This window comes from Bacillus cereus group sp. BfR-BA-01524 (assembly GCF_022662595.1).
Classification (GTDB): Bacteria; Bacillota; Bacilli; order Bacillales; family Bacillaceae_G; genus Bacillus_A; species Bacillus_A thuringiensis_S.
Genome location: NZ_JAKUDW010000138.1, coordinates 1 through 10,999, shown reverse-complemented (window position 1 = coordinate 10,999; position 10,999 = coordinate 1). Strand labels below are relative to the sequence as shown.

The following is a 10,999-nucleotide window of genomic DNA, read 5'->3' as shown; positions in this document are numbered from 1 at the left end:
ACCTTGCACTCCTTGTGCTCCAATTGGACCTATCTCTCCGCTTACACCTGTTGAACCAGTCGCTCCCGTTGGACCTGTTGGACCTCCTGGTGGACCTGGTGGACCTGATGGACCAGTCACTCCACTAGATGGACCAATTGGACCGGTTGTTCCCATCGGACCACCCGGTGGTCCTTCTGAGCCTTGAATACCAATACTACCCGTAGCTCCTGTTATACCGCTTATTCCCTTTATCCCTTGAAAACCTGTTGCTCCCGTTATACCTTGTATTCCTTGCGCACCTTGTGGGCCTTGTAAACCTATTGCACCTGTTATCCCCTTTATTCCACTTATACCTTGGGCACCTTGCATTCCAGTAGAACCAGTTGGACCCACTTCACCTTGTATTCCTTGTGCTCCTTGCAGGCCTTCCTCTCCAGTAATTCCTTGTATCCCTTGGAAGCCGTCTTCTCCTTGTATACCAGTAGCCCCTTGCTCCCCTTGTATTCCTTGAACACCTTGAGGACCTTGGGGGCCAGTTACACCTGAGACTCCAGTTTCGCCTCTCTCTCCCTGCATTCCTTGTGCTCCCGTTTGTCCCCGCTCACCTATTTCCCCTTGTATTCCTTGTGTGCCTTGTATACCTTGACTACCAACAGGACCCGTAGCTCCTTGTATTCCTTCTAATCCTTGTACTCCAATATCACCAATTGGACCTTGGTTTCCGATTAATCCTTGAGCACCTTGGAGACCAGTTGAGCCAGTTATACCTTGCTCTCCTGTATCACCAATAGCTCCTTGTATTCCTTGTGCTCCTGTTGTCCCTCGGGGACCTTGTATCCCCCTGATACCTTGAGGACCTTGGGGCCCAGTTGCTCCCGTCGGTCCAGTCACCCCTGTAGGACCAACAGGACCTTCATGCCCTCCAGTTGGACCGATTGGACCACTATTACCTGTTGGACCAGTTGCTCCTATAAGCGGAAGAGGCAGTGCCACTCCGAATTTTTTGCAATTTCTATGATGACGCACAACAATCCCCCTCCCCAAAAATAATTACACTTTTTATATGAAATGCATTTTTATAACAAAAGTACACATTTAACCTCAATTTTATTAAAATAAAGAAGCCTATCATTTGTTTGAAATGATAGGCTTCTTTTATAAAAACAGTTTACTTTCTAGCTTTCATAATAAAAGTAGTTGGCACCATCCTAGCTTTATATAAAGAATAATATTTCGTAGACGGCTCAGCTAGTTCTCCATCAAACGAGCTCGATGGTTCAGACTCTTCTATTCTCTCAATTTTAAATCCCGCTCTATTTAACTCATTTATGTATGTACTTATTTTTCTCTTATATAATGTCGCTTGTACATTTTCTCCTTTAAATGTTTCAAACGTAATGGGCGTTTCCTCATGATAAGAAGACTTTATAGCAACTTCTTCCGTACCATACTGTAAGTTTGAATATACTGGGTGCTCCCAACTAAAAATAAAACTTCCCCCTGGCTTTACATATGAATAAATCAGTTCCAACGTTTTTCTTAAATCCGAAGTCCAACCTAATGCATAAATGGAATATACAATATCAAAATATCCTTTCGGAATATCTCCTTCTTCTTCCATTGCTCCGCATACTAACTTTGGATTCCAATCCTTTAACGTCTTATTCGCTATTTCAATTTGTGTACTCGAAAGATCAAGCCCCCATAATTCCTCTGCCCCTTGTTCCGCCATATATTGCAACGAATGCCCACTTCCACAGCCAATATCAAGAACCTTTTTCTTTCTGATTGAATCGAACAAACGAATCTCATCTTCAGACGCCGTATACGGACCATATTTAGGTAAACAATCCACTTGAAAGAAATAAGGTGCAACTGTATCCCAACACTTTTTATTTAAAGCTAACATTTGCGTACCTTTCATATTCTACATTCCCCCATCCATTTTTCTTTCTCTAATATTAATTACATATCATAACCAGATCGCCCTTTTCTCTTCGCCCGGTAGTTTTTCACTTTCGCAATCGTACCGCATGCTCTTCCTCCTTCTTCTCCAGCATACATACCGCACCATCTTTTACTTCCATTTCGCGAATGATCATAAAATACCCAGCGACAATCTGGACATGCTTTTAACCTTCCCCACACATTTTCTTGAATTGACATTAACACAATGCTTAACACTTTTGTATACACATTCTCTTCATATACCGGTTCATATGTAATACCTTTCATATCATCCTTTATATGTACATGAAATGGGTATTTCTCTAACCATTTTTGCAATGATCCTTCGCCTTCAATTGTCATCCGAATATCTTCCCGAAAACCTCTTAATTCCTCTATTGTATGAAATGGAAACTCTTCATCAAAATATTCTTTCATAAAGAGCTTTATGTCTTCTTCTGTTTGCAGCAAATCAATTGGCTCTCTCGTATCGTTTGGTATTCTCCATGTATTTAAAAATTCCCGAATATATTCTAGTTCATTTGGAGCGTTTTGATTCAATTCGATCCACCTTCTTCTTAAAATTTACTTTTTTCTGACTTTATGTATAATTATAGTATAAAATAGTTAACCATCAAATAATTTTACTGGTTACATAATTAGGAGGATTTCTATGAAAAGTTTCTCAACACCGATACGTTTCATGCTTATTTCTTCATTTTTTATGTCTTTTGGGTATTTTGCAGTATACGCATTTTTAGCTATTTATCTATTAACCTTTCTTCATTTTTCTGCTGTCCAAGTAGGAACAGTGTTGACGGTTATGACAATTACATCACGAGTTATCCCATTATTCTCAGGGTTAATTGCTGACAAAATAGGCTATATCATTATGATGATAGCCGGTTTATTTTTGAGAGGAATCGGATTTATCGCTTTAGGAATATGCTCTGATTTCTATACAATTTCTATTTCTTCTGCACTTATTGGCTTCGGAACTGCATTTTACGAACCTGCTGCGCGCGCCATATTCGGTTCACAACCAGCTCATTTGAGAAAAAATTTATTTACATATTTAAACCTTAGCTTTAATTGCGGTGCAATAATCGGACCAATTGCAGGAGGGTTCTTACTCTTACTTGATCCAATCTATGCCTTCTCTCTAACAGGATCACTTATGCTGTTATTCGCTTTTATCTTTTACTTACTTAAAAATCACTTCCAAGTCACTACTGAAAACACGTCTATTACATTAGGAATACAGGCCATCTTACAAAACAAGTCTTTCCTTCTGTTTTCCTTTATCATGATTTTCTTCTATATTATGTTTACTCAGCTTACTGTCGCACTTCCACTTCATATGAAAAACATTAGTAGTAGCAATCAACTTGCTACACTCGTTATTACGATAAATGCGATAACAGGCGTCATATTTATGGTATTATTCCGAAAATTATTCCACAAATACAACACACTTTCAATTATTAAATACGGTGTTTTATTAATGAGTATTTCCTTTTTACTCATTTCTTTATTTCAACACCCATATTGGCTCTTTATTTGTGTAATTTTATTTACAATCGGTGAAACACTCGTATTACCTAATGCTGATATCGCTATTGCAAATTACAGTAATGAATCATATACAGCAACTTTCTTCGGATTTTATCAACTATCACTCGCATTTGGTTTTATCATTGGTAATTATACCGGTACATCTTTTACATCCAACTTAAGCGGAATGTATACACCATGGCTTATTTTTGGCGGAATAGGACTTATCGGTTTTATATCACTACATATTTTAAATATAAAAAAAGTGGCCTCTAAAGAGGATATACACCTATGTAATACAAGCGACCTATAACGAAAAAGATTCGACCATCATCTGTGACAGTCGAATCTTTTTATTTTTCATATTCAAGGTGATTATGTCTTTTACAACCAAATAAATAGCAAGCCCCTATATAATCAGTTTCAAATTCTAATCCTGGAACGTATCCAGATTTGATACGTTCTACCATTGTTTTATAACAATTATTCTCTTCTGTATATTCCTCAATTAACTCTTTCTTATCATTTTCTGTCCAGTTTTCTTCTACTTCTTCATTCTGAACATCTTCTATTTCTGCTGTTTTCGCTTCGATAGATTCCCGTATAACTTCATTTATACGGGAGAAATTATTCGTTTTATATAGAGCATACACAAATCTACCAATCCAATTTGGGCTTTTCCAATATTCTTTGTATCCCTTTTCGAACCATTCAATTGCTTCTTTATAGCAATTCAACTCAACATATAAATCTGCTACATTAATTTCCCCTAAAAAATTATCAGATTCCCTGTTAAAAGTATCTAACTTCTCTTTTGCTTCTGTCGTTCGTTCTAAATCAATTAAACATTTTACATAGTTATACATGATATAGTCCGAACCCCCTGCAACTCGCAAGAAAAATTCTGAAGCTTTTCCCAGCTCTCCAAGGTTATAATGCGCTACAGCTACATTATGATATGCTTCATCTGATGGTTGAATCGAAATAGACTTTTGTAATGCTTCTTTCGCTTCTGTCCATTTTTCTTGTTTCATGTAAATGTCCCCTAAGATGTTATAAGGAAAGTATGAAGAAGGATTCAACTTAACAACTTCTCTTATTAATTCAAGAGCTTTATCATCATTCTCTTCCTCATAAAAGTACGTCCAAGCCAGATTATTGAGAGATTGTACGTCTCTAGATTCATGTACTGCTTGTTGAAACAGTTCCATTGCTTCCTCATATTTATTTTGTTCAAACATTTCAATTGCCTTCTCATTAATGTTCAAATAACTACCTCCGAAGTAAATGAATTCATCTATTCCCTATCATTATTGTAAAATGTAAAAATTATAATTTCTATAAAAAAATTTCTTTCTCTCGTCTACATTTCGATTGAAATAGAAGCTAAAACATACGAATTTACAACAATCAGTAAATTTTTCATTCTCCCTTAAATTGGATATACATCCTGTTTCATTTTACATATTATGGTACAATTAAGAGGGTACTAACTAAACATTTACGCTCCACACTAGTAATCTAGCAATACCAAAATCAAAAATCACATGGAATTGAGGGATGTTATGAAACAGAAATTAGCTGTTCTTCTATTCACTGGAATCATATTATCAGGATGTTCAACTATAGCAGAGAATTCTTTAGAAAGCGGGAAAGGCAGTATGGAATTATTAACACCAACGATCACAGCAAAAGACAATGAATTAGAAATTAAAACTAAAGGCATTGATGAAAATAAAGTAACTTTTATTTATGTTGCTAATAAAAAAGTGTTGGAACAAAAACTAAAAAATGGTGAATCCTACAAGCTTAACATTAAAGATATCGAACACGCTCATAGGACGGACTACAAACCAAAAGTTCAACTTTTACAAACGAAAGATGATAATGATGATGGAGAAATAGTCACCTTCAAACAAGTTAGATATACAGTTAAAAACTGATTTTAAAGTTGTTTCATTATAAATGTAACAAACGAAAATATACTTTTAACAGTAGATAAATGTAGGGGGTGCTAATATGAAAAAACGATGGATTTCTTGGTGGATTGGTAACATATTTTGGATTATCATTTTTGGAATATGGGCAGCTATTATTTGGCTACGAGATGTTGATGGTGCTGGTGTTACTCAAACACCCGAAATTAAATCAATATCACTTATCGTTTTATTAATCGCGTTTATTATACCAGTATTTTTTCAAATTATATGGCTAATCATTAATTTGAGAATGAGTAAAAAAATAATTATACGATTTAGTTTTTTGAATTAACAGATGAATATTTTTCATAAAAAAGAGAGGAATCTACATCAAAATAGATTCCTCCCTTTTACATTTGGACTTATACTGCGCTTTTAATGCAGCACTACTCCTCTTTTTTACGATGCATGTTCATCTTTCTTCTTCATTAACGCTCTTTTCTTCATCGCCTTCGTTAAATATCCGCCTTTAAATGAACGGATTTCATACGAAGACATAAACGCTTTCGGTGCAATTTCATTAATGATTTCTAAAAGCTCTTTCTCTCTAGAACGCTTTGCGACGATATCTAAGCGATAACGTACAGAATTAATTCCTTCACCTTCAAATACTGTAACACCAAATCCAGAATGGCGTAATTCATCTACTAATTCATTACAACGGTCTAGCAAACTAACTTGATACGTAATATAACCAATTGCTAATTTATTCTCTATATAACCGCCTAATAACAGTCCCGCACTAAAGCCAATGACATAGGCAACGATGTTCATCCAATTTGATAAATCTTGAAACACAATACCTAAACTGACAATGTAAATAGCTCCTTCTAACAATCCAACACCAGCAGCGGATCTTGTTTGATTCTTTACAAGCAAAATCGTACGGATTGTTAAAATTGGAACGTAAATAATTTGAAGCACAAAAATAAGTAGCGCTTGTAACATTGGTATCCACCTCTTTCAAAAAGTCTTTTGTCATAATAACATACATAACCTTTAGAAATCGATGGGTTTTTTAAAATTTTTTTATTATTTTTCATACTATTGAAAAACGCAAAAAAGAAGCGTATTATATTTGTCGTTAATTTGATTACTGGTATAATATCGCTAAACTAAAAAAGGAACCCGATTAGGTCCCTTTCATCATAGCTCTATGTTTTTCGAAGCATGTTCCCTTTGTTTCTCTTCTTCTTTCACTAATTGCATATTTGCATAAGCTAAATTTGCAATCATTAAAAAGTGACCACCTAAAATCCCTGTACCGAATGCCCACATTTCCATTTCATGCTCAATTTCATACATGATGATAGCTCCTAAAATAGCAGCTGCAAATCGGTTTAAAACTCCTAATCCAGGAGCCTTTTCCTTCATTACGATACTTTTCCCGAGTTTCTCCACTCTGCGAGCTAATAACCAAAGACAATAGGCGCTTACTGCTAATCCAATACCGAACCCTGTCACTTGTTTTCCAAACGGAGTAATCGTCCACATAAGTAGTAAACCACTAAAGATCACATACAATTGTAATCGATATACACGTAAGGCTTCTTGAATCAAAATATCCGCTCCTAAGTTCTCATTTTTTGTACTTTAGAAGAAAAGCAACAACTTACACAGTTGCTGCTTTCTCTTCTTCTTGTTCTTGTTCCATCTTACGAATTTCAACACGTTTAATTTGGTAAGCGTCTTTTTCTAAAACTTTAAATTCATAACCTTCTGCCTCAACGTGTTGTCCTTCTTCGATTTCATGATTTTGCATCATAATCCATCCACCGATTGTATCTACATCATCTTCTTCGATGTGTAATCCAAATAAATCTTTCACTTCTGAGATAAGCACTTTTCCATCAACAATGATATGTTGCTCGTTCACATGTTGAATTGGTGGTGCTTCATCTTCATCATATTCGTCACGAATTTCGCCGACGATTTCCTCCAAGATATCTTCAAGCGTTACAATTCCGGCTGTTCCTCCGTACTCATCATATAAAACAGCCATCGGAATTCGCTTCTTCTGCATTTGAAGTAATAAATCGTGAATTGGAGTCGTTTCCATCACTTCAATAATCGGACGCATATACGAGCGAATAGATGATAAATCTTTTTGATCCTCGGTCATATATCGAATAAAGAAATCTTTTACGTTGACCATACCGATAATATCATCTTTATCTTCTCCAAAAATCGGATAACGTGTGTATCGCTCATTTTGGATTACTTTCATGTGTTCTTCTACTGAATCTTCCAGGTAGAAACCAATGATTTCTGTTCGCGGTACCATAATCTCTTTTGCAATACGATTATCAAATTCAAAAATGTTATTTACATACTTGTACTCAGCCTGATTAATTTCGCCACTTTCATAGCTATCTGAAAGGATAAGACGTAATTCTTCTTCTGTATGAGCTACTTCATGTTCTGAAGCTGGCTTTAAACCGAATAAACCAGTTATCACACGAGCTGAACCGTTCAATACCCAAATAAATGGATACATTACTTTATAGAACATCATTAATGGGCCTGCCAATAATAACGTTACCCTTTCAGCCTTTTGAATTGCCATCGTTTTCGGAGCTAATTCTCCTACTACAACGTGTAAATACGTCATAATCATAAAAGCAAGACCAAATGTTAATACTGATGAAATAGAAGGATTTAAGTTCCATTTCTCAAATAACGGATGTAATAACTTTTCGATTGTCGGTTCACCTAACCAACCTAATCCCATAGCTGTAACTGTAATACCTAATTGACAAGCAGATAAATATTCATCTAAATTTGTTGTTACCTTTTTCGCTGCTAAAGCACCGCGTTTTCCTTCCGCAACAAGCTGATCGATACGGCTTGAACGTATCTTTACAATCGCAAACTCTGCTGCTACGAAAAATCCAGTAAATGCGATTAAAATCGCAACCATGACTAAATTAAATATTTCCAATGAATCCCCTTAGTTAAAAAACTAAGGTGTCCACCTCCTGTATACTATAATGTTTTCTTATTTGTTTGTTAGAAAACATAGCCCGATACAAAAATTAAAGAGGTCGGATTTCACTTATTCTATAATAATAGAGCAAGTGTCTGTATTAAAGCTGTCGTTTGACCTGATAAAGATTTCGATATTTTTTCACGTTGTGAATCAGTCAATTCATCTAAAAGCGGCTTTAACTCTGTAAGCTCCACTTCTAATCGATGAATATGGTCTGTCACTTCATTCACTTGTTTCGAAACGTGTTCATTGATACCGAGCAGCTTCTTCTTCTCCTCGATTTTCTCTTTAATCTCACAAAGCGGCATATGCATTTCTTTGCACTTCTCAATAAATTGTAATGTCTCAAATGCTGTTTCGTCGTAATAGCGATAATTAGATTGAGATCGCTCCGCTTTTAAGATACCTAGATTCGTATAATAATCAATCGTTCGTTTCGACACGTGAGCCATGAGAGCCAACTGTCCGATTCGATACACCTTCCCAACGATCTTCCCCCCTTGTTTATATTACTTACATCATACAACACATAAACTGTACAGTCAAACGTGACGGTTTATTATTCACAATTTATACATAACTTTATATATTTTCTTAAACTTATAAAATATGATTCCAATTATATAATTAAATTATCAAATTTCATTAGTTACGTGCTAACCAAATATATTTATGAAATCACCTGTTCTTTTAAGCTTTTCTTATTTTAGAACATAACCGTTCTATTTCTAAAAAATCAATTCAGTACAATAAACTGAAAATTAAGTTATAATATCATTATAAAATACGAAGGGGGAATGCACGCATGTACTACAACACTTCATTCGAAAATGATCAACCTGTAGGCCGTCTATAAACTAAGACGGGCATTCATTTAGCACATACACTATGCCTCGTCTTAGGGAACTCATATTACCCTAAAAATAGACGGAGGTACTTTACATGAAACAAACAATTTTAGGAGCTATATGCTTATCACTAGCAGCAAGTATATGGGGCGGTATGTATGTTGTTAGCAAATACGTACTCGATTTTATCCCACCACTAACACTCGTTTGGCTACGCTTTATTATCGCTTTTGTTGTTTTGTATTTCATTTTGAAAATAGCTGAGAAAAAGCAAAAGAAAAAAGTAGTCATTCGCAAAAAAGATTGGCTCCTATTCGCTTGGATTGGATTTATCGGCTATTTCATTTCGATCACATGCCAATTTATCGGAACAAAATTATCCGACGCTCATACAGGCTCGTTAGTTACATCAGCTACACCTGCATTTATGGTTATATTTGCAGCGCTCATTTTGAAAGAAAAACTAACTGCTCGTAGACTTTTATCTACTATAATAGCGACAATCGGTGTCATTATCGTAATCGGGTGGGATATCGAAATTGGCTCCTATTTTATTGGGACAATCATTTTAGTTGGAGCCGCTATTACATGGGCTTTACTATCTATTTATGTAAAAATCGCTTCAATCCAATTTTCATCCTTAGTTATTACAACGTACGCAATTTTCTTTTCACTCTTTTTTATTACACCTTTTATGATATGGGAGCTACAAACGGCCTCTATCGGAACAGTAAATACGTACGTAATATTAGGCGTATTATACTTAGGAATCGTCTCAACAGCAGGTGCCTTTTTCCTTTGGAATAAAGGATTAGAATTACTGGATGCAAGCATCGGTTCCTTATTTTTCTTCTTCCAACCTATCGTTGGATCGTTACTTGGTTGGTTGCTCTTAAATGAAACATTAAATAGTAACTTTTTTATTGGTGGTATTCTTATTATATGTAGTGTTTTAATTACTACTTTTGAAAAGAAATAACAAAACAGGCAGAGATTCTTAATCTCTGCCTGTTCGCATAATTGGGTCTTGATCATGAAAACCAATACAAATCGGTATATTACTTTGCACTTCACTACGTACACTTATAAAACTACACAGCGTTTTAGCAATTAAATATAAAGTGATACCGATTGCTTTTTCACTTGTGTCAAAGCAATTTTCATTATACATATCCGCTAATTCTACAGACCCCAGTCCCTCAACATCATATGTCCATTCAGAAGCCCAATCATCATCCTCTTCTTCAAGTGGAACGTATTCCTCACAAATATAAAACTGACTAGTCCACTCGTTATCAAGGTCATACTCAAAATAAATCGCTTTTGCTTCTTCATTGGTAGCCATTTCTACAGCTGCATCCAAACCTACTCGAATACTTTCATTATATGACTCTAAATCAATTGCTTTAATTCGTTCTGCATATTCTGTAGACGCCAACATGCAACAAATATCATAATACTTCGCTTCTATTTGCTCTACTGCTAACGAAAAGACATCCTCTTGCATCTCTTCTAAATACTGAAATATATCCACACTAAATACTCCTCACTCTTTACGCACTCCAATGCGATGGACGGGACAATAATTTCGGTAATTTCGTATATTTATCCCCTCTCGCCGCATTTACTTGAACTTGCGTCAGAAAAATACTATTAGTAAAATCAGTCCCGCGAATATCTGCATCTCGCAAATCTGCTCC

General features: G+C 35.5%; 12 protein-coding genes and 2 pseudogenes. 4 read left to right on the top strand and 10 right to left on the bottom strand.

The genetic code is table 11. The features are described 5' to 3' along the window. From MR170_RS28095 to MR170_RS28085, 3 genes and pseudogenes are all read right to left on the bottom strand, one after another. A pseudogene (locus MR170_RS28095) lies at positions 1 to 1,008 on the bottom strand (collagen-like protein); the annotation flags it as partial. 142 nt (positions 1,009 to 1,150) lie between these two features. Continuing rightward, positions 1,151 to 1,906: a class I SAM-dependent methyltransferase gene (locus tag MR170_RS28090; RefSeq protein ID WP_242310236.1), complete on the bottom strand. Its 756-nt coding sequence runs from the start codon at positions 1,904 to 1,906 to the stop codon at positions 1,151 to 1,153. A 41-nt stretch (positions 1,907 to 1,947) separates the two neighbouring features. After that, positions 1,948 to 2,490: a CGNR zinc finger domain-containing protein gene (locus MR170_RS28085; protein WP_001072930.1), complete on the bottom strand. Its 543-nt coding sequence runs from the start codon at positions 2,488 to 2,490 to the stop codon at positions 1,948 to 1,950. 112 nt (positions 2,491 to 2,602) lie between these two features. Here MR170_RS28085 and MR170_RS28080 point away from each other — a divergent pair, with 112 nt between their 5' ends. After that, the gene (locus tag MR170_RS28080) at positions 2,603 to 3,796 is read left to right on the top strand and encodes an MDR family MFS transporter (RefSeq protein ID WP_242310234.1); all 1,194 of its coding nucleotides are present in this window, start codon (positions 2,603 to 2,605) and stop codon (positions 3,794 to 3,796) included. Positions 3,797 to 3,836: 40 nt separating this feature from the next. On the opposite strand, the gene MR170_RS28075 is transcribed toward MR170_RS28080, so the two are convergent. Further along, complete coding sequence (locus MR170_RS28075; protein WP_242310232.1) at positions 3,837 to 4,751, bottom strand: tetratricopeptide repeat protein; 915 nt, start codon at positions 4,749 to 4,751, stop codon at positions 3,837 to 3,839. A 279-nt stretch (positions 4,752 to 5,030) separates the two neighbouring features. On the opposite strand from MR170_RS28075, the gene MR170_RS28070 reads away from it, so the two are divergent. Next, positions 5,031 to 5,426, top strand: coding sequence for a hypothetical protein (locus MR170_RS28070; protein WP_078994344.1), 396 nt, complete (start codon positions 5,031 to 5,033; stop codon positions 5,424 to 5,426). A 76-nt stretch (positions 5,427 to 5,502) separates the two neighbouring features. Next, positions 5,503 to 5,754: a DUF3923 family protein gene (locus MR170_RS28065; protein ID WP_242310230.1), complete on the top strand. Its 252-nt coding sequence runs from the start codon at positions 5,503 to 5,505 to the stop codon at positions 5,752 to 5,754. 107 nt (positions 5,755 to 5,861) lie between these two features. Here MR170_RS28065 and MR170_RS28060 read toward each other — a convergent pair whose 3' ends face one another. The 4 genes from MR170_RS28060 to MR170_RS28045 all read right to left on the bottom strand — a co-directional run bounded on the left by MR170_RS28060 (position 5,862) and on the right by MR170_RS28045 (position 8,930). Beyond that, a complete protein-coding gene (locus tag MR170_RS28060; protein ID WP_242310228.1) occupies positions 5,862 to 6,410 on the bottom strand; it encodes a DUF2179 domain-containing protein in 549 nt (182 codons plus the stop codon). A 198-nt stretch (positions 6,411 to 6,608) separates the two neighbouring features. Continuing rightward, positions 6,609 to 7,022, bottom strand: coding sequence for an ATP synthase subunit I (locus MR170_RS28055; RefSeq protein WP_000613876.1), 414 nt, complete (start codon positions 7,020 to 7,022; stop codon positions 6,609 to 6,611). Positions 7,023 to 7,074: 52 nt separating this feature from the next. Beyond that, positions 7,075 to 8,403, bottom strand: coding sequence for a hemolysin family protein (locus MR170_RS28050; protein ID WP_000402255.1), 1,329 nt, complete (start codon positions 8,401 to 8,403; stop codon positions 7,075 to 7,077). A 119-nt stretch (positions 8,404 to 8,522) separates the two neighbouring features. Then, positions 8,523 to 8,930 carry a MerR family transcriptional regulator gene (locus MR170_RS28045; protein WP_000285639.1) on the bottom strand — a complete coding sequence of 136 codons (408 nt, stop codon included), beginning with the start codon at positions 8,928 to 8,930 and terminating at the stop codon, positions 8,523 to 8,525. 463 nt (positions 8,931 to 9,393) lie between these two features. Here MR170_RS28045 and MR170_RS28040 point away from each other — a divergent pair, with 463 nt between their 5' ends. Next, positions 9,394 to 10,278: a DMT family transporter gene (locus tag MR170_RS28040; protein WP_016080879.1), complete on the top strand. Its 885-nt coding sequence runs from the start codon at positions 9,394 to 9,396 to the stop codon at positions 10,276 to 10,278. 18 nt (positions 10,279 to 10,296) lie between these two features. Here MR170_RS28040 and MR170_RS28035 read toward each other — a convergent pair whose 3' ends face one another. Together MR170_RS28035 and MR170_RS28030 are read right to left on the bottom strand one after the other, a co-directional pair. Further along, positions 10,297 to 10,833, bottom strand: a complete 537-nt coding sequence (locus tag MR170_RS28035; protein WP_242310226.1) for a hypothetical protein — start codon at positions 10,831 to 10,833, stop codon at positions 10,297 to 10,299. Between the two features lie 19 nt (positions 10,834 to 10,852). Beyond that, positions 10,853 to 10,999 (bottom strand): annotated as a pseudogene (locus tag MR170_RS28030) (pentapeptide repeat-containing protein); the annotation flags it as partial.

Bases quoted from the DNA above. Each gene is read 5' to 3' on its own strand.
- MR170_RS28060 (WP_242310228.1), bottom strand. From the start codon at position 6,410: ATGTTACAAGCGCTACTTATTTTTGTGCTTCAAATTATTTACGTTCCA.
- MR170_RS28080 (WP_242310234.1), top strand. From the start codon at position 2,603: ATGAAAAGTTTCTCAACACCGATACGTTTCATGCTTATTTCTTCATTT.
- MR170_RS28065 (WP_242310230.1), top strand. From the start codon at position 5,503: ATGAAAAAACGATGGATTTCTTGGTGGATTGGTAACATATTTTGGATT.
- MR170_RS28090 (WP_242310236.1), bottom strand. From the start codon at position 1,906: ATGAAAGGTACGCAAATGTTAGCTTTAAATAAAAAGTGTTGGGATACA.
- MR170_RS28040 (WP_016080879.1), top strand. From the start codon at position 9,394: ATGAAACAAACAATTTTAGGAGCTATATGCTTATCACTAGCAGCAAGT.
- MR170_RS28070 (WP_078994344.1), top strand. From the start codon at position 5,031: ATGGAATTGAGGGATGTTATGAAACAGAAATTAGCTGTTCTTCTATTC.